Annotated in this window: 20 protein-coding genes and 1 pseudogene; 6 read left to right on the top strand and 15 right to left on the bottom strand. The window is 56.8% G+C overall.

Annotation, left to right across the window (positions count from 1 at the left end; translation table 11 throughout):
* Positions 1 to 2: 2 nt before the first annotated feature.
* The 3 genes from tssM to H7K56_RS21950 form a co-directional block, all read right to left on the bottom strand.
* Positions 3 to 2,117 (bottom strand): type VI secretion system membrane subunit TssM, encoded by a 2,115-nt coding sequence (gene tssM / locus H7K56_RS21960; RefSeq protein ID WP_150361900.1) that lies wholly within the window; start codon positions 2,115 to 2,117, stop codon positions 3 to 5.
* Positions 2,117 to 3,328, bottom strand: coding sequence for a type IVB secretion system protein IcmH/DotU (icmH, locus tag H7K56_RS21955; protein ID WP_058774571.1), 1,212 nt, complete (start codon positions 3,326 to 3,328; stop codon positions 2,117 to 2,119). The genes tssM and icmH overlap by 1 nt, the downstream gene beginning before the upstream one ends.
* An 85-nt stretch (positions 3,329 to 3,413) precedes the next feature.
* The gene (locus tag H7K56_RS21950) at positions 3,414 to 3,905 is read right to left on the bottom strand and encodes a hypothetical protein (protein WP_021509952.1); all 492 of its coding nucleotides are present in this window, start codon (positions 3,903 to 3,905) and stop codon (positions 3,414 to 3,416) included.
* Positions 3,906 to 4,546: 641 nt separating this feature from the next.
* Between H7K56_RS21950 and flhB the strand changes: the two genes are divergently transcribed.
* Genes flhB through flhE form a run of 3 tightly spaced genes read left to right on the top strand, consistent with a single transcriptional unit; the run spans position 4,547 to position 8,185 of the window.
* On the top strand, positions 4,547 to 5,698 hold the full coding sequence (gene flhB, locus H7K56_RS21945; RefSeq protein ID WP_021509953.1) for a flagellar biosynthesis protein FlhB: 1,152 nt from the start codon (positions 4,547 to 4,549) through the stop codon (positions 5,696 to 5,698).
* Positions 5,691 to 7,778 (top strand): flagellar biosynthesis protein FlhA, encoded by a 2,088-nt coding sequence (gene flhA / locus H7K56_RS21940; protein WP_150361901.1) that lies wholly within the window; start codon positions 5,691 to 5,693, stop codon positions 7,776 to 7,778. Before flhB ends, flhA begins: the two co-directional genes overlap by 8 nt.
* A complete protein-coding gene (gene flhE / locus H7K56_RS21935) occupies positions 7,778 to 8,185 on the top strand; it encodes a flagellar protein FlhE (RefSeq protein WP_104093213.1) in 408 nt (135 codons plus the stop codon). Before flhA ends, flhE begins: the two co-directional genes overlap by 1 nt.
* Before the next feature lie 50 nt (positions 8,186 to 8,235).
* Here flhE and argS read toward each other — a convergent pair whose 3' ends face one another.
* Both argS and H7K56_RS23435 read right to left on the bottom strand, forming a co-directional pair.
* Complete coding sequence (gene argS / locus H7K56_RS21930; RefSeq protein ID WP_150361855.1) at positions 8,236 to 9,966, bottom strand: arginine--tRNA ligase; 1,731 nt, start codon at positions 9,964 to 9,966, stop codon at positions 8,236 to 8,238.
* Positions 9,967 to 10,132: 166 nt separating this feature from the next.
* Entirely contained in the window at positions 10,133 to 10,255 is a 123-nt protein-coding gene (locus H7K56_RS23435) for a hypothetical protein (RefSeq protein WP_007889544.1), read from the bottom strand.
* 313 nt (positions 10,256 to 10,568) lie between these two features.
* Here H7K56_RS23435 and H7K56_RS21925 point away from each other — a divergent pair, with 313 nt between their 5' ends.
* Entirely contained in the window at positions 10,569 to 11,129 is a 561-nt protein-coding gene (locus tag H7K56_RS21925; protein WP_141495350.1) for a VOC family protein, read from the top strand.
* On the opposite strand, the gene H7K56_RS21920 is transcribed toward H7K56_RS21925, so the two are convergent.
* Positions 11,126 to 12,265, bottom strand: a complete 1,140-nt coding sequence (locus H7K56_RS21920; RefSeq protein WP_125310396.1) for a MalY/PatB family protein — start codon at positions 12,263 to 12,265, stop codon at positions 11,126 to 11,128. The two genes, H7K56_RS21925 and H7K56_RS21920, sit on opposite strands and share 4 nt — an antisense overlap.
* A gap of 85 nt (positions 12,266 to 12,350) precedes the next feature.
* Between H7K56_RS21920 and cutC the strand changes: the two genes are divergently transcribed.
* Complete coding sequence (gene cutC, locus H7K56_RS21915; RefSeq protein WP_021509959.1) at positions 12,351 to 13,103, top strand: copper homeostasis protein CutC; 753 nt, start codon at positions 12,351 to 12,353, stop codon at positions 13,101 to 13,103.
* 225 nt (positions 13,104 to 13,328) lie between these two features.
* Here the strand turns inward: cutC and H7K56_RS21910 are convergent, their stop codons facing one another.
* From H7K56_RS21910 to H7K56_RS21870, 9 genes and pseudogenes are all read right to left on the bottom strand, one after another.
* A complete protein-coding gene (locus H7K56_RS21910; protein WP_150361854.1) occupies positions 13,329 to 13,589 on the bottom strand; it encodes a pyocin activator PrtN family protein in 261 nt (86 codons plus the stop codon).
* Positions 13,590 to 13,627: 38 nt separating this feature from the next.
* Positions 13,628 to 13,735: pseudogene (locus H7K56_RS21905) on the bottom strand (3'-5' exoribonuclease domain-containing protein); the annotation flags it as partial.
* Between the two features lie 23 nt (positions 13,736 to 13,758).
* Complete coding sequence (locus H7K56_RS21900) at positions 13,759 to 14,103, bottom strand: hypothetical protein (RefSeq protein WP_150361853.1); 345 nt, start codon at positions 14,101 to 14,103, stop codon at positions 13,759 to 13,761.
* Positions 14,096 to 14,614: a hypothetical protein gene (locus tag H7K56_RS21895; protein WP_150361852.1), complete on the bottom strand. Its 519-nt coding sequence runs from the start codon at positions 14,612 to 14,614 to the stop codon at positions 14,096 to 14,098. Before H7K56_RS21895 ends, H7K56_RS21900 begins: the two co-directional genes overlap by 8 nt.
* On the bottom strand, positions 14,614 to 14,979 hold the full coding sequence (locus H7K56_RS21890) for a hypothetical protein (RefSeq protein ID WP_150361851.1): 366 nt from the start codon (positions 14,977 to 14,979) through the stop codon (positions 14,614 to 14,616). The genes H7K56_RS21895 and H7K56_RS21890 overlap by 1 nt, the downstream gene beginning before the upstream one ends.
* On the bottom strand, positions 14,972 to 15,601 hold the full coding sequence (locus tag H7K56_RS21885) for a hypothetical protein (RefSeq protein WP_150361850.1): 630 nt from the start codon (positions 15,599 to 15,601) through the stop codon (positions 14,972 to 14,974). The genes H7K56_RS21890 and H7K56_RS21885 overlap by 8 nt, the downstream gene beginning before the upstream one ends.
* Positions 15,602 to 15,611: 10 nt before the next feature.
* Positions 15,612 to 15,773 (bottom strand): DUF1317 family protein, encoded by a 162-nt coding sequence (locus tag H7K56_RS21880; protein WP_127833981.1) that lies wholly within the window; start codon positions 15,771 to 15,773, stop codon positions 15,612 to 15,614.
* A 761-nt stretch (positions 15,774 to 16,534) separates the two neighbouring features.
* A complete protein-coding gene (locus tag H7K56_RS21875; RefSeq protein WP_170264776.1) occupies positions 16,535 to 16,690 on the bottom strand; it encodes a hypothetical protein in 156 nt (51 codons plus the stop codon).
* Between the two features lie 157 nt (positions 16,691 to 16,847).
* Positions 16,848 to 17,678: a S24 family peptidase gene (locus H7K56_RS21870; RefSeq protein ID WP_249042769.1), complete on the bottom strand. Its 831-nt coding sequence runs from the start codon at positions 17,676 to 17,678 to the stop codon at positions 16,848 to 16,850.
* Between H7K56_RS21870 and H7K56_RS21865 the strand changes: the two genes are divergently transcribed.
* The gene (locus H7K56_RS21865) at positions 17,656 to 17,898 is read left to right on the top strand and encodes a transcriptional regulator (protein WP_127833982.1); all 243 of its coding nucleotides are present in this window, start codon (positions 17,656 to 17,658) and stop codon (positions 17,896 to 17,898) included. The genes H7K56_RS21870 and H7K56_RS21865 overlap by 23 nt on opposite strands.
* Positions 17,899 to 17,913: the final 15 nt, after the last annotated feature.

Genomic DNA, 17,913 nt, shown 5'->3' with positions numbered 1-17,913 from the left:
CATTACTCACTGTGTCCGGTCAATCGCTGCGATACGGTGTGTGGCGCAACCGCCAGCATACGGCCATTCTGACCGGCATTTTTCAGATTTTCCGCAAGCTTACGCATCATCAGCGCATTGTCGCGCGCATAAGGTGACGACTGAATCTGCTGATCGAGCAGCTGGCTAAGGTGCCAGTCAAGCTGCTGCAGATCGCGCGCGCTGACGTTGTCCGGCAGCGTGCGCTGCAGATTTTGCATCAGCCAGCCGCGCAGAAATTCGCCGTCATAGTTACGCGGCTGATACAACATCTGATAAGCGCGCAGCGCATTGCGGCTGTAGTCATTGTCGGTGCCGGGATCGTCACGCAGCAGGTTGGTAATTTGCTGGGCCACGCGCGGCAGCAGTAAAGACTTAAGCGCATTTTGATAAAGCACCCATGCGGCATCGCTCACCTGGTTACCTCGATACAGTCCAGCGCGCATGGTAAGCGGTGGATTGTCGAGAGAAAAATGCGCCGACAGCGGCAGTTTCACCAGGTTATTTAAGAAGGGTAGCAGATCAAAAATATTATCGGCTGGCTGATGAATAACCTGCTGACTTTGCGTGGTAATCGGCCCGATACGCGCCGCGACCTGATCGAGATAACGCTGATTCTGCACGTAGCTGGTGAGCCACAAACCGGACAGCAGTACCAGCGCGCCGGTGAGCGCGCCGTAACCGATCCAGTGCAGCAGCCGGTTACGATACTCCCAGTGACGGTTGCTGCCGGCGAGGCCGCTTTCGCGGAACACCAGGTCGCTTAACAGGTCGCGAATAAAGAAGCTCTGGCCTTTGGTACCCGGAATCGGATTGCTGCGGTTAACGCTGTCCCACGCGGCAAGGCTCGACTCGCCGGTGTGTGGCAGCTGTAGCTTACGGTTGAGTTCGCCCATGATGCGGTCAAACGGCAGACCTTCCTGGGTACCGCTGGTGAAGAACAGGCCGCGCGCCGACCAGGCAATCTCATCCTGATGGCGGGAAAATACCACGTCGAGATATTCGTTGAGTAACGGACGCAGCGAACTGAACTCTTGCGGGAACAGGAAGCTGTCGGCGCGCTGGGTGAGATCGCGCTCGCCGGCCATCACGTCGGCCAGCTGCTGCTGCAGACGCTGCTCCAGCTGCTGAAAGCGCTCGCTAAAGCTGCGGTGCCAGTCATCTTTATGCGGCTTGCCCGGTTCCCACGGGAAGGTGAAGCCCCAGATGGCATCGCGCTGCGGTTTACTCAGGTTGCCGTAAAAGCTCATAAACCCTTTCAGCAGGTCGGTTTTGGTGACCATCACATACACCGGGAAGTGAATGCCGGTTTGCTGATGCAGCTCGACCATGCGGCTGCGCAGCGCGCTGGCCTGGGCGTGACGTGCCTCAGCGGAATCGGTCAGCAGGTCGGCCACGCTGATGGTCATGATCACGCCGTTGATCGGCTGGCGCGTGCGGTAGCGCTTTAGCAATTTAATGAAGTTATGCCACTCGGCGCCGTCGCGCGCGCGCTGGCTCTCCTGCAGTGCGTAACGGCCCGCGGTGTCGATTAAGACGGCGCTGTCGGTGAACCACCAGTCGCAGTGACGCGTGCCGCCGACACCGCGTACCGCCTCTTTGCCGAGGCTGTCAGTTAACGGAAACTCCAGGCCAGCATTCAGCAGCGCGGTGGTTTTACCGGCGCCGGGCGCACCTATCATCACGTACCACGGCAGCTGATACAGATAGTGACTCTGAAAACGCGCCAGCCAGCTTTTCTGATGCCGGCGACCAAACTGGGTGCGTTTCAGCCGCAGCGCTGCTTCACTGAAGCGCTGGGTCAGCAGCGTCTCGGTCGCCTGGCGATCGGACGCTTCTTCGTGGCTCATCTCCTGCAGGCGATTGAGCAGCTTGCTGTTAAACCAGCCGCGCCAGATGGCGGGAATAAACTGGAACAGCACCCAGCAGAAATAGAGCAGGCCGACCGCCAGCTGGCGCGGGAATACCGGCTCCAGTGGGCGGGTGTCACCCCAGCTCCACAGCGGACCGAGCATCCACAGCACGCAGCTCAGTGCCGTGACGCCAATCAGGCCCCACAGCAGGCGATGGGTTAACAGATGTTGGAGTGATGCGCGCATCACTGGCCTCCCTGATGGTTGCCGAGGGTTTCCGGTGCCGCAAACAGGGTGATCTCCACCCGGCGATTGCGGGCGCGGTTTTCATTGCTGTCATTGGGTAAGAGCGGATTGCTGTCGCCGCGGCCTTCGGCTTTAACGCTGTGACCGTCCGCCAGCTGCGTATTCAGCAGTTGCGTAACGGCACGGGCACGGGCGAAGGAGAATTCATAGCTGGAGGCGAAACGGCCATCCACCGGACGATTATCGGTATAGACCGATACCAGCACCGTGCCTTTTACCGTCTTCATCGCGCTGGCCACGTGCGCCAGCAGCGCGCGGCCAACCTGGTTCACTACGGTACCGTCCGGCGCAAACAGCTTGTCCGCAGGAATGATCACTTTACTGCCAAAGGCACCGTCGCTCACTTCCAGCTGGCCTGCGGCAATCACGTCGTTAAGACGCTGATGCAGATCGAGCAGCGCCTGCGGTGAGGTGGGGCGGCGGCCCGGCATGATTTGTGGCAGCGGGGTTTGATAGATGGCGCGCAGCAGCGGTTCGGCCGCATTGCCCAGCCGCCAGTTGAGCCCGCTGTAGATTAGACAGGCAATCAGCGTAGCCAGCGTGACGCAGGCCCACAGTGGTACCATCGGCCGCGTCAGGGTGCTGACCAGCGGATGCACTTCCACCAGCGGCGCGCGCGGTGGTGGTGCCGGGCGGGTTTCCGCAATCAGCTGCGCCAGCCGTTTACGGATGCCTTCACACTGCGCGCGTCCGCTGTCGCTGCCGCGATAGCGCCCTTCGTAGCCCAGCAGCAGGCAGTAGTGAATCACTTCCAGCAGCCATAAATGCTGCTGCGGGCTTTGCGACACGCGTGACAGCAGCTGGAACACTTTTTCGCCGCCCCAGCTTTCGTTATGAAAGGTCACCAGCATGCCGTTGCCGGACCAGACGCCGCGCGTGCCCCAGGGAGTTTGCGCCGCCGCTTCGTCCAGCACGCTACACAGGCAGTAGCGTGCGCCGATGATCATCTCAAATGGCAAACCCGCCTGCTTGCAGCGTTGCTCGAACTGGCGGATCTCTTCAATCAGCAGCTGACGCAGGCCAGCGGGATCGTCGTGCGTCGCCGCCTGCCGTATACGCACGACGGCATTCAGAATCGGGGCTGCGGCATTCAGCAAAAGGTTATCGTTGCCCGCGACAATGCCATCGCGGGCAAGGGAGTCCTGAGTCATTAAATCTCAATTATCCTGGCAATAACGGAACGGTTAGCCCGCAAAGCAGCGGTGTGCTGCGGGCAATATGCGCCGGATTGCATCATCAGTCTAAGATCCAGGTCGCGGTATCATTGGTGCGGCATGCTTTACTGGCGCCGCCCACGGCCACGCAGACCTGTTTAGTACGACGGGGACGCGGCCGGTCGCTGCGCAGCGTGGCATCATAGCGGCTACTCTCCACGCCAGCTTTGGGGGGCACGTAGCCAATCAGCTGACCGCTGGGTTCTTCTGCAATCGCCAGCCAGTTGTGCTCGACGCGACCCAGCACCTCAAAGGTTTGGGCGTTATCCAGATAACGCACCACTTTGCCGCCGTAATCCGGCAGGGTCATCACAGAGGCGGCATACAGCGCGCGAAAGCTCTCATTCACCGGGGTAAATTCACCGGGTGCTGCCACTGCATGACGATGAACCAGTTTTACGCCGTTCACTTCGCTGGTGACCAGGGTGTCATCCGTCACGGGCGGTGGAGGCGCTTTACATCCCGCCAGCGTTAAAGCCGCCAGCAGCGTTAGCAAGAGACTCTTATTCACCATGATCCTCAAATTTTCATCAGTATCGCTGCAGAGTTGTATCCGGCACGCACTTAGCGGGCGGGCAGATTATGCAGTGAGAAGGCCACTAAAAAACAGTCAAATTACAGAAAGATAGTGCTGACTTAAGTCTACCTAAGACTTTTGAGAATTCAAACCATTGCACCGCGGCAAATCCCGTGCTACCGGGCGAAAAAACGCCTTAACGGCACGCCGCGATCGTTCTGGCTGGGACGATAGATAAGCTGCATTAATTTATTTGCGTAAGCAAGAGCGGCTGGCGTGCGGCGCGACATTTGCCCCCTGATGGTGCTTAAGGGAATTGGTAAATAAGATTTATCTATTTTTTCAGATAAAAAAAGATTGCGCGGCGAAACAATTTTATGATTTTCGGAATTTCCGGGCGCAGCCGCGTCATTAACCCAGCCAGTCCGGCACGGCTTTTGCTTGGCTGCGCCACTTAACCCGTATTGCGCAGCAAAGGTCGCGGAACCGTTCGCTGGTGATTGGCCCGCACCAGGTTAGCGCAGGTCCTGATTTCACTTATGGCTAAATAAACCCATCTTTTTCTCGCTTAATCCGCGCTTTAGACCCGAAGGGTTTTGGCATCCTATGCTCAGAATTCCTGCCAGCTGAGGTATGTCGTGGCTGAAGAGAGCAACGAGGACAAAACAGAATCGCCCACCCCCCACCGACTTGAGAAAGCACGGCAGGAGGGGCAGATTCCGCGTTCGCGCGAGCTGACTTCGGTACTGATGCTGCTGGCCGGGCTGCTGATCATCTGGCTGGGCGGCCACAATATGGCGCAACGGCTGGCCAGCATGGTGGCCACCGGCTTCCGCTTTGACCACGGCATGGTCAACGACGATAAAATTATCGTCTCGCACATCGGCAACCTGGTGATGCAGGCGGTGATCGCGCTGCTGCCACTGATGGCCGGGCTGGTGATCGTGGCCATCGCCGCGCCGATGATTCTGGGCGGAATCAACATCAGCGGAAAATCCATCAAATTCGATTTTAAAAAGCTCAACCCGTTACCGGGCATTGCGCGCATGTTCTCCGGTCAGACGTGGGCGGAACTGGTGAAGGCGATCCTCAAAGCGGTGCTGGTGGCGCTGGTGGCCGGCTGGTATCTGTGGAGTCACTGGCAGGAGATGCTGCGTCTGATGAGCGAATCGCCGGTGAATGCGCTGCAGCATGGCCTGTCGATGACCGCCATCAGCTGCGCGCTGGTGATGCTGGGTCTGATCCCGATGGTTGGCTTTGATGTGTTCTGGCAGCTCTACAGCTACTTCAAAAAGCTGCGCATGACGCGCCAGGAAATTCGCGATGAACACAAGCAGAACGAGGGCGATCCGCACGTTAAAGGGCGTATCCGCCAGGCGATGCGTGCCGCCGCCCGCCGCCGCATGATGGCCGACGTGCCGAAGGCGGACGTCATCGTGACTAACCCGACGCACTACTCGGTGGCGCTGCAGTATCAGGAAGGCAAGATGAGTGCGCCGAAAGTGATTGCCAAAGGCGCCGGTGACATTGCCCTGCGCATTCGTGAAATAGCAAAAGAGCACCGCGTACCGATTCTGGAAGCGCCGCCGCTGGCGCGTGCGCTCTATCGTCATACGGAAATTGGCCAGTTTATTCCCGGCGCGCTCTATGCCGCCGTGGCAGAAGTGCTGGCGTGGGTCTGGCAGCTGCGACGCTGGAAGCGCGAAGGCGGCCTGATTCCAAACAAACCAAAACATCTGCCGGTCCCGGCAGAGATGGACTTTGCAGGAGAGAACACCAACCATGGCTAATCTGGCCGAAAAGCTGCGTTTACCGGGCAATTTTAAAGACACGCAATGGCAGGTGCTGGCTGGTCCGGTGCTGATCATGCTGATCCTGTCGATGATGGTATTGCCGCTGCCGGCGTTCATCCTTGACCTGCTGTTTACCTTCAACATTGCGCTGTCCATCATGGTGCTGCTGGTGGCGATGTTCACCCAGCGCACGCTGGAATTCGCTGCCTTCCCGACCATTTTGCTGTTCTCAACGCTGCTGCGTCTGGCGCTGAATGTCGCCTCAACGCGTATCATCCTGCTCGAAGGGCATACGGGTGCTGATGCCGCCGGGCGCGTGGTTGAAGCCTTTGGTCACTTCCTCGTCGGCGGTAATTTCGCCATTGGTATCGTGGTATTCATCATCCTCGTGATCATCAACTTCATGGTCATCACCAAAGGTGCCGGACGTATCGCCGAAGTGGGCGCGCGTTTCGTGCTGGATGGTATGCCCGGCAAGCAGATGGCGATCGATGCCGATTTGAACGCTGGCCTGATTGGTGAAGACGAAGCCAAACGCCGGCGCGCCGAGGTGACCCAGGAAGCGGATTTCTACGGCTCGATGGACGGTGCCAGTAAGTTTGTGCGCGGCGACGCCATCGCCGGCATCCTGATCATGGTGATCAACGTGATCGGTGGTCTGCTGGTGGGCGTGGTGCAGCACGGTATGGATCTCGGCCATGCCGGGGAAACCTATACGCTGCTGACCATCGGTGACGGCCTGGTGGCGCAGATCCCGGCGCTGGTGATCTCTACCGCTGCCGGTGTCATCGTTACCCGCGTCAGCACCGATCAGGACGTCGGCGAACAGATGGTGGACCAGCTGTTTAACAATCCGCGCGTGCTGATGCTGAGCGCCGGCGTGATTGGCCTGCTGGGCCTGGTGCCCGGCATGCCGAACTTTGTGTTCCTGCTGTTCACCGCGGCGCTGCTCGGCCTGGCCTGGTGGCTGCGCGGCCGCGAAATGCAGCCGAAGAAGCAAAGTGAAGCCTCCAGCGTGGTGAAAACGCAGGAGACGCCGGCCACGGTCGAAGCCTCGTGGACCGACGTCCAGCTGGAAGATTCGCTTGGCATGGAAGTGGGCTATCGCCTGATTCCGATGGTCGATCATCTGCAAAACGGCGAGCTGCTCGGGCGTATCCGCAGTATCCGTAAAAAGGTGGCGCAGGAGGTCGGCTTCCTGCCGCCGGTGGTGCACATTCGTGACAACATGGAGCTGCCGCCGGCGCGTTATCGCATCCTGATGAAGGGCGTGGAGATTGGCAGCGGCGATGCTTATCCGGGACGCTGGATGGCGATCAACCCGGGCACGGCGGCGGGCACGCTGCCGGGTGAAGCGACGGTTGACCCGGCGTTTGGCCTCGCGGCCATCTGGATCGACAGCGCGCTGAAAGAGCAGGCACAGATTCAGGGCTACACCGTAGTGGAAGCCAGTACCGTGGTGGCTACCCACCTTAATCACCTGATCGGCCAGTACGCCAGCGAGCTGTTTGGGCGTCAGGAAGCGCAGCAGCTGCTGGACCGCGTCACCCAGGAGATGCCAAAGCTGACGGAAGATCTGGTGCCGGGCGTGATTACCCTGACCACGCTGCACAAAGTGCTGCAAAATCTGCTGACCGAGCGCGTCTCGATCCGCGACATGCGCACCATTATCGAAACGCTGGCCGAACATGCGCCGGTGCAGAACGATCCGCAGGAACTGACCAGCGTGGTACGCGTCGCGCTGGGCCGTGCGATTACCCAGCAGTGGTTCCCGGGCAACGGCGAAGTGCAGGTGATTGGACTGGATGCCACACTGGAGCGTCTGCTGCTGCAGGCGCTACAGGGTGGTGGCGGTCTGGAACCGGGTCTTGCCGATCGACTGCTGATGCAGGCGCAGGCCGCGCTGCAGCAGCAGGAGATGACCGGTGCGCCGCCGGTGCTGCTGGTTAACCATCCGCTGCGGGCGCTGCTGGCACGCTTCCTGCGCCGCAACCTGCCGCAGCTGGTGGTGCTGTCCAATATGGAGCTGACCGATAACCGGCAGATCCGCATGACTGCAACCATAGGCGGCAAATAATGCGCGGCGTGACGCTCTCATGGCTGCTGGCGGCGCTGCTGGCGCTGCCGCTAACGGGCAAAGCCGCCAGCGGCGCGTGGCAGGCCAGCGCCAGCGGCCCGAGCCTGGGCGTGCGCGGCAACTGGCTGCTGTCGCCGGCGCTTAAAGCGCCCTCGGCGGCTGCAGGGACTATTTCGCTGGTGAACTGGCGCTACACGCTAAGCCGCCCGGCACCATCAGGTCTGGTGGTGCGGCTGTGCGCCAGCCAGCGCTGCGTGGAGCTGGACGGCGCCAGCGGCAGCACGCGCGGCCTCGCCAACGTGGCAGCCGATGAAACGCTGCATCTGGCTTTTGGATTTCAGGGGCAGGGCGCGTTGCCGCCCGGCCTGCGGGTGGTGAGCAGTGAAGTGATGGTCAATTACCAATAGCAAATAGCCAATAGCCAATAAAAAACCCGCCGCAGCGGGTTTTTTTAGGCTTACATTCGCTCGACGGTTTTGATGCCCAGCGTATCCAGCCCCTGCTTCAGGGTTTTCGCCGTCAGCGCCGCCAGCTGCAGGCGGCTGTTGCGTACGTTTTCCTCTTCGGCGGAGAGAATCGGGCAGTGCTCATAGAAGCCCGAGAACAGACCGGCCAGATCGTACAGATAAGCACACATCACGTGCGGGGTGCCATCGCGCGCGACCTGGGTGATGGTCTCTTCAAACTGCAGCAGACGGGTCGCCAGCAGCGCTTCGCGCTCGTCAGTCAGGATGATATCACCGTGCAGGCTGTCTGCCTCAATGCCCGCTTTACGGAATACTGAGAGCACACGCGTGTAGGCATACTGCATGTACGGCGCGGTGTTGCCTTCAAACGCCAGCATGTTGTCCCAGTCAAAGATGTAATCGGTGGTGCGGCTTTTTGACAGGTCGGCGTACTTCACCGCACCAATGCCGACCACTTCCGCCAGCTCTTTCAGCTCGTCGGCGCTCATCTCCGGATTCTTTTCGCTCACCAGCGCATGAGCACGCTCAACCGCTTCATCCAGCAGGTCGGAGAGTTTGATGGTGCCACCGCTGCGCGTCTTAAACGGACGGCCATCTTTGCCCAGCATCATGCCGAACGCATGGTGCTCCAGCGGCACCGACTCCGGCACGTAGCCCGCTTTGCGCACGATGGTCCACGCCTGCTGCAGATGCTGATGCTGGCGAGAATCGATGTAGTACAGCACGCGATCGGCATGCAGCGTTTCATAGCGATATTTGGCGCAGGCGATATCGGTGGTGGTGTAGAGATAGCCGCCATCCTTCTTCTGGATGATCACGCCCATCGGTTCACCTTCCTTGTTTTTAAACTCATCAAGGAAGACCACGGTGGCGCCTTCGCTGGTCACCGCCAGCCCTTTTTCGCGCAGATCGGCGACAATGCCCGGCAGCATGTCGTTATACAGGCTTTCACCCATCACATCCTTACGCGTCAGGGTGACGTTAAGGCGGTCATACACCTGCTGGTTCTGACTCATGGTGATATCCACCAGCTTTTTCCACATGGCGCGGCAATATTCGTCGCCACCCTGCAGTTTCACCACGTAACCGCGGGCGCGCTCGGCGAAGGCTTCGTCTTCGTCATAGGTGCGTTTCGCTTCGCGGTAGAAGGCTTCAAGGTCAGCCAGCGCGATATCTTCATGGTGCTCGTTCTGCTGCTTCTCCAGATAGGCTATCAGCATGCCAAACTGTGTGCCCCAGTCACCGACGTGGTTAGCGCGGATGACGTGATGACCGAGAAACTCCTGGGTGCGCACTGCGGCATCACCGATGATGGTGGATCGCACGTGACCGACGTGCATCTCTTTCGCCACGTTAGGCGCCGAGTAGTCAATCACGATAGTCTGAGGTGTCACTTCGCTGACGCCCAGGCGTGGCAGCTGCAGCGCCTGCGCGGCCTGCTGTGCCAGCCACTGGCGGTCGAGGAAGATGTTGATAAAGCCGGGACCGGCGATGTCGACTTTGCTGGCGATACCAGCCAGATCCAGATGCTGAACTACCTGTTCAGCCAGCTGGCGCGGCACCTGACCGAGCTTTTTCGCCACGGCCATGATACCGTTCGCCTGGTAATCGCCGAACTGCACTTTTGCAGACTGACGAACCTGCGGTTCGCAATCGGCCGGTGCGCCTGCCGCCACCATCGCCTGACTGACTTTATCGGAAAGAAGAGCCTGAATATTCACCGCGTTACCTTCATATGCTGAAAAGGCCCGCCAGCTGAGGGCGAGCCGATGTCGTCATCCCGCGTGCGTGTCGGGACGGAAAAAATAAGAGGGGAAGTATACGTGAAATGTTGGGGTGCGTCAGCAATCGGTTATGGCTGCCGGTGGACGCAGGCCCGCGCGCCGGTTAACGGCGGCGCGGGTGGCGACGGGGATTTTTAACGCTTTTGTCTTCACGCACCTTCCAGTGGCGGGAAATTGCAAATCCCATCAAGGCTATCAGGACCGCGACAACAATGAGCATAGACATAGGGCCATTCCTTGTAGTTGTGAAACCCAAATTTATAAGAAAGGGTCAGCTACTGCAATTGATTGACGGGTAAATAAGAGTTATCTCATTGTATTAACTATTGTTAATAATAACAGTTGGTTAAGGCACTTTTATAAAGTAACGTGTGGACCTGATTACGCGATTAATCCGAAAGAGAGGGGCGATTTATGCGGTTTTTGAAGGTTTCTGGCGTGAAATCGGATGAATCCGAGCATTTTGTCAAGCGAAAGCTGCGGCAGCCCTGTTTTTTTATTGATTAAAAGATCTGAACTGAGTTTGAGGTATTTAACGTATGAATCTGGATTTTCCTTCAGAACTGAGTGACTTAAAACAAGACCTGTCCCGATTTGAACAGGCTTTGCAACACTTTGCGGCACGCCTCGGTCTTGACCTCACGCAGCACGAGGCGGACCACGTGGCGGTGCGCTGTCACCAGTTCGCCACGGCAGAACGCTGGAAAGCCGGGTTAATGCAAATCGGCGAGCAGTTTTCCGAAGCGATGATTAATGGACGGCCGATCTGCCTGTTTAAGTTGCATCAGCCGCTGCGCATCGCGGGCTGGCAGGTGGATGTTATCGAGCTGCCGTGGCCTGGTGAGAAGCTGTATCGCCATGAAGGCTGGGAGCATGTGGAAATTGTGTTGCGCGGCGAGCCCGAAACGCTGGGCATGCGTGCGATGGCGTTGCTGGCAGATGAGGCGCTGACGCAGCCGGGCATCGCGTTTAAAACCAGCACGCCGCAGGGCGAAAATGAACGTCTGCCCAATCCGACCTTAGCGGTGACGGACGGGCAAACTACCATCAAGTTTCATCCGTGGCGGCTGGAGGAGATCGTTGCCAGCGAACAGGCTTAGCGCCGCGCTGCCACCGCCTGCTGCAGGCGCGATACCGCCTGCTGCAGGGTGGCGTGCGTGCAGCCAAAGTTGAAGCGCACGAAGCGATCGTCGCCGAAATCACGGCCCGGCGAGAAACCGAGACCGTGTTTTTCGAAATACAGCGCCGGGCTGGCGACATCCAGCTGGCTGGCGTCAATCCAGCCGAGGTAGCTGGCCTCTGGCGCGACCATGCTGAGTTCCGGCAGCGCATTCACCTGCTGCACCAGCCAGTCACGATTGGCGCGCAGGTAAGCCAGCTGGTCTGCCAGCCACGCATCACCGCCGCGCCATGCGGCTTCCGCCGCTACCAGCGCCAGAATATCCACACCCGGTACGATGCCTTCACGCACCTGCTTAAAGCGTTTCCGCAGTTCGGGATGAGGGATAATGGCCATGGACGCACCCAGCCCGGCGATGTTGAAGGTTTTAGACGGCGAAATCAGGGTGATGCTGCGCTGGGCGGCGTCTTCGCTCAGCGAGGCAAACGGAATGTGCTGTACGCCAGGCGTCAACAGCAGGTCACAATGGATTTCATCGGAGCACACCAGCAAATCGTGGCGTTGGGCAAAGGCCAGCTGCGCCTCTAGTTCATCACGGCGGTAGACGGTGCCGCCCGGATTCTGCGGATTGCACAGCATGAGCAGGCGCTCGTTGCCCTGCATCTGGCTGTCATCCAGCTGCATCACCCAGCGATCCTGCTGCAATTGCAATGGCAGATTGACCTGAGCGCGCTGCGCCAGCCGCGCCGCCGCGCGAAACGGCGGATAAATCGGCGTCGGTGCCACGGTGCTCTGCGACGACTCGGTAAATGCCCGGACCGATAAATTCAGTCCGCTCACCACGCCCGGCAGCAACACAATCCATTCTGGCTCAATCTGCCAGCCATAGCGCTGGGCTAAGCGGGAAATAGTGATATCAATCAAACCGTGCGGCGTCGCGCCATAGCCGAAAACACCGTGGTCGGCACGCTGTTTAATGGCCTCAATGATGCACGGCGGCGAGCGAAAATCGGTGTCGGCAACCCACAAAGGCAGCACATCGCGATCACCATATTTGTGCCATTTCAAACTATCGCTGTGACGACGGTCTATCCCTTGATCAAAATCGAATGCCATAGTGCGCTTTCCACGTAAACTGTCTGAATGAGCAGACTAACTGATGCACTCCTCCCGAGCCAGCAGTCATGAAAAGGAGCAAGGTATGACGAAACTGGAAATTTGTTGCTATGGCATCGACTGCGCAATGACTGCGCAGGCGTCCGGTGCCGATCGCGTGGAGCTGTGCAGTGCTCCGCGTGAAGGCGGACTGACACCTTCGGCGGGTATGCTGGAAGCCGCACAACGTGAACTGACCATTCCGGTCCACCCGATCGTGCGGCCGCGCGGCGGCGATTTTTGTTACACCGCACGCGAATTTGAGGTGATGAAATCGGACGTGGCGCGTATTCGCGAGCTGGGTTTTCCTGGCCTGGTGATTGGCATGCTGGACGAAGATGCGCACGTCGACACGGTACGCATGCAGCAGATTATGGCGCTGTGCGACGGCATGGCGGTGACTTTCCATCGCGCCTTTGATTTGTGCCACAGCCCGAAGCGTTCGCTGGAGGTTCTGACTGATTTAGGGATCGCCCGCATTCTGACTTCCGGTCAGCAGCAGAGCGCTGAAACCGGAATTGCATTATTACGGGAACTAAATGAATACAGCACCGGTCCAATCATTATGGCAGGGGCAGGCGTGCGCCTCAGCAATCTGCAAAAGTTCCTCGACAGCGGATTGCAGGAAGTCCACAGCTCCGCCAGCCGTGCCGTCGCGTCACCGATGCGCTACCGTAAAGCCGGTGTCTCGATGTGTTCTGAAGCGGAAACCGATGAATTCAGCCGCTCCTGTGTCGATGGCGATGTCGTCGAAGCCATGAAGAGCATGATGCAGATGAGCGTTGACCGGGTCGCCTGACCCGTACCAATTTTGCCGCGCAGCACGCCGAAAACCTGACGTGATGTTTGCAAGTACCAAACCCCAGTTCCTTGCTGGGGTTCTTTTTTGATAAATCAATGAGTTATGTGTTTTTGGGGGCCTCGTGGGGACCCGAATATCAAAAAAATATCTCAGGGAAATGCGAATATCAACGGAAATGAACGAAAGTTCGAAGAAAAGAAAAGGGCCCTAAGGGCCCTTGAATCACTGTCTAACAGAGAGCGACGCATGAAGTTCCTGGCTTGCTCTACGTTGATGATCAATGTAATCAGCTAAGTCGGCAATATGCACCATTCGGGGTGCCTTCTGGCTTTCGGCAGTGCGAAAGGTTGCGATTGGTAATTTATTTTCCGCCGCCTTGCGTTCAGCAGTTGATGCTTTCATCCCAAAATATTTTTCACATACATCGCTGAGCGGAACGGTTGCGGTCTCATACTCTGCCATTAACAAAAACATTGTGTTCATACCTTTTCTCCACGCTGGCCTGCTGCATCAGGCGTAAGTTAAATATTGCTGGTGGCAGGGATAAGCCGCTGCCAGATTGCTGCCACGTATTTCGCCTGGTGAATGGCATCATCCAGCGCGTTGTGAACTTCTCCGGTAAACGGTATGCACTAAACTCCCGCGTGACATGTCACGGAAAAATTTTCAGTTTTGTCTCATGCCAGCCGCCATTAACCCAGCAGGCGGCTTCACCTTTGCAGGGACAATCCTGCACTGGCAGCTGATCACCACAGCGGCCACAGTCACGCTTTCCCAGCTCTGCGATTAGCTGCTGCAGCTCAGCGTTATCTTTCCGGATGAGCAGGGTGATGTATTCGCTGAGGTCGTAGGGTTCGCGCCCTGGGCGACGAGCGGCGCAGTTCTGCGCCAGCATCGTTACTTCCTGTGCATCGAGCACCAGTTCAATCTTTGTCACACCGGCAGCGGCCTGCCGGGCGCGCTGCGCTGCTTTGCGTTCGGCGGGGGATTTAGGCATTCAGCGTCTCCTGCACCATGTCTTTAACAGGCATACCGTCATAGATTTCTTTCAAATGTCCTCGAATATCCATACGGCGCAGAGCGCTAAACATCATGTCGCACTCAGCCTGTTTGTTTGCCTTAAATGGCTTAGATTCAATATTCACCCAATGCATGTTGCCCGGCCAGCCGTGAACCTTCTTCACTCTGCCTTTTACGACATGCAGTAATCCCCACCCCTCTGGCAGGTCACTAACCTCGACAATGCCAGGCTCGCTAATCATGAATCGCCAGTCGCCCATGCCTTTAGAAGGGTCAATCCGGAATGGCTTCTTCCGGTCTGCCAATAGATCGGCGCGGGAACACTTTGCTTCAACCAGGCAGGATGCCCCGTTACGGAATCCAATTGCGTCCGGCTGCTCACCGTATGAAGTCCATGCCCGGAACTTGTCATGAAATGCCACCTTGAAGCCGTTGTTTTGCAGGAAACGACAGGCAACATCGCAGAGTTCGTCATGAGATAAGGGCATTACTCCGCCTCCGGTGCTGCTGCCAACATGGCCGCATAGCACAGTCTTGCTTTGTGTGCTGCCTGCTGGCATCCGCTCATGGCGTTAAATGCTTCCCAAACGTCAGCATCGCTAAGAACTTCATCAGGTGCAGATTCAAAGCCGCGAATGACCATGTCCTCTGTCGGCTCGATTGGCACCAGCTTCCACCCATCCTGCACCCGAAGAACCGGCGCTGGCGAGGCGTTAAGCGCCGCGAGGGCGATTTTATAAATATCCTCTTCATTAGTGTCGCCGCCGTACTGGACGTGACCTGCTAGCACAGCCTCGCATAGCTCAATCAGCTCCTGCCGCCGTTCCTCAGTCATAGCCGGGAAATTATTCATGGCTGCCATCCTTACCAGCATTGCCGGCGCGGAGCTGAGCGGCGAACTGCTGAGCCTGCTTAGTGGTGCCATTCCATGCGCCATTACGGCTGGCTATCCACTTCTCCACACCTTCCGCCCGCACCGCGTTCAGGTAAGCGTCAGTGGCTGGGGTAGCGAGATTCGGCAGCAGCGCATAATCACAGACGGATGAGATATGGCTACCGAGGTAACTATCTTCTTCAGTGCGTGGACGCTCATCGATCATCGTTGCCCGCTGCAAAATCACACCCCATACAGTACAGTCAGTTTCTTCAGACCATCCATCGCATGCATCACCACGGTAATAGTCGATGTCACTGTCAGCGGCTGCTATGGCCTTTTCAGCAGATTCATGTTCTTCGAATCCACTGTCAGTGCCATAGCTGAAGAAGCCAATCCCATTTTTCAGAGCTACATTCTCCAGCGCCAACTGGTCGCGCTGCTTACATGCTTCAGCAGCAGCTGCCAGCGCCACATCGAGCTGAGTTGCCAGCTCACTGACCATCTTCGCCATATCGAGCAGCGGCGTATCTGCGCTGATATTGGCTGCGAACTTATGCCCTGCAGCGACCAGTTCTTTATTTGATAATTTCTTCAGCATGCCGGTGGCCTCAGTGGATTGAACGGGGCGCGTTGTTCAGGCGCTCAGCGGCGTTCTGCGCGGTGATAGGGTTTTTGATTACGGTGCCATCAGGCATTAACCAGCCGCCCAAAATTACGCTGTAGGGAAGGGTGACAATCCCGACAGTGATGTTGTCATTTGGCTTCTGCATATCGTCTCCACACGAATTCAGGTTGATAAAATCCCTTGCCGGTAATGGCAATAAATCGAAGGGATTAAACGTAAATGGCTGGTGGGTCTCTGCACTGACCCACAGCCGCGCTCTCCACACTGGAAAGAAGTTGTGATGCCGGGTGCCTCCCGGAGCTCTGGCAGAACGGGCAACATCCAGAGCGGCGACTTTAGACTTGAAGCATCGCACGATTGGAATATGTGGATGCCGGTTCTGCCGCGCTCGCACTTGGCGCCATCACCACAACGGAAAGAGCATTGCTAGATTAACGGTTATAAGGCTTCAAGGTTTCTCAGGCCCGCCTTAACACCGCCCCTGCTCCAGCTCATGCAATGCTCTTACCTGTTGTGTGCTGACCTCCCAGCCAGCTTGGTTCGGGTAACACGCAATCACGTGGTTTACGAACTGGCAGACTTTTTCGGTGCTGCCCCCGGTTGTGGTGGCCGGTACTGAAATCTCCCGGCATGCTGGTGAGTCTTATTGGCCTCTGGATTTAACCAGGCTCGCGTTAACGCCTATTTCCAGTTCGCCCGAATAACGCTGTTTGTTCTCGGCCACAATTTCCAGCTATCAAAACCGCTACTCTTAGCGCATCAGTCTGCGCATTCACCACAACGAAAAGGGCACTTACTCCACGTCTCTAAAGCGTCCGAAAACACCCGCTTTGCAAATACCCTTATCGTTGTGAAAAAGGGCGGTTTACCTGAAACAGAGGGAAAAGGTAGCCGCCAATCTCTCCACTAAAACGACGCCCTGAATGGTGCTGGTGCATCATTGAGTTCAACCGTCATCACGCCGGAGTCGGCATCACAGATCAGCTCAGCTGCAGGAAACAGACGCAGGAAGGTGATCAGGTTCTGAATGCTGGTGTCGGCCATGTGCTTAATCATCTTCATTGCAGGTTACCGCGCTGTTGCGTTGAATTGATTAAACTATATGTTTATAAGGCAGTCAACATTGTGTTGATAAATTTTTTGTTTATGCAGATTTGGATAGGGTGATTGGTGGTAACAAAAAAACCGGCATAAGCCGGCTATTTGAAAAAGATGGTGTTTAATCTTTCGATACGTCGTCTGCTGAGATGAAGCGAGTAGACTTGATGATGCCTGAAACGAAGTGAACTTTCTCTACTTGGTCAACAGTTAACGTGATCGGTTTATGATCGTTATTGATACTCGTAAATTGATAATCCCCAGAGCGATTGTAATTGAGAATTTTTATCATATTGTGACCATCTCTGGTCCTGATAAACACCTCATCTCCCGGCGCTACTTTTGTACTTGGCTCAATTACGACAAACTCACCAGACTGGATTCTAGGCCACATACTATCGCCCCTGACGCGCACGCCATATGCATGTTTATCATCACTATAAATGCGCAGCCAGCCCGCATGAAACTCCATCATGTCAATAAGACCATCCATACCTAATACCGCGTCTCCAATCACTGGTATTAAACCATCACTCAATTCCCCCAGAACTTCAACTTCTGACTTTACGTCATGCAAAGTCGGCTTGGATGTAGGCATGCCATCGCTAAAACCGAGTATCCAAGAAAGGTCGATTCCGGTTGCTGCCGCGATCTTAATGGCAGAATCCTTCCCAATCTCACCTCTTTTAAACCAACTGTTCACAGCCTGAGGGGATACACCCGCTATCCTCGCGAGTTCCGCCTTGCTCAACGCGGTTAGCCGTATCAATTCTTCCGGCCTGTTTGCTTTGCTCATCTGCATCATCGCACCGTTAATTAACTCCCTCATATAGTAAACGGAATGTTTATAGGAAGATATAAACCATGGGTTGACAATGGTATAAACTTTTTGTTTAATCCAGCTGTCGATTTCAACCTGGAGATAAACGATGAAAGCACTTAACAAAGCCATCAACGCGGCAGGCTCCGCTAGGGCTTTGGCTTTGAAGCTCGGTGTATCCCCTATGACTGTTAGCTACTGGCAAAACCGTTCGGCTGGAGTAGTCCCAGCAGAGCGCGTGCTTAGTATTTTTCAGGCCACCGGAGTTACTCCTCATGAGCTGCGACCGGATATTTATCCGAGCCCAACAGATGGCATAGCCGATCATAAGCAATTTCAGCAGATACGATAACTACCTGAAGGAAAT

It is taken from the genome of Pantoea dispersa, assembly GCF_014155765.1.
GTDB classification, from domain to species: domain Bacteria; phylum Pseudomonadota; class Gammaproteobacteria; order Enterobacterales; family Enterobacteriaceae; genus Pantoea; species Pantoea dispersa.
The sequence above is the reverse complement of the archived record's forward strand: the minus strand, read 5'-3'. Positions and strand labels throughout refer to the sequence as shown.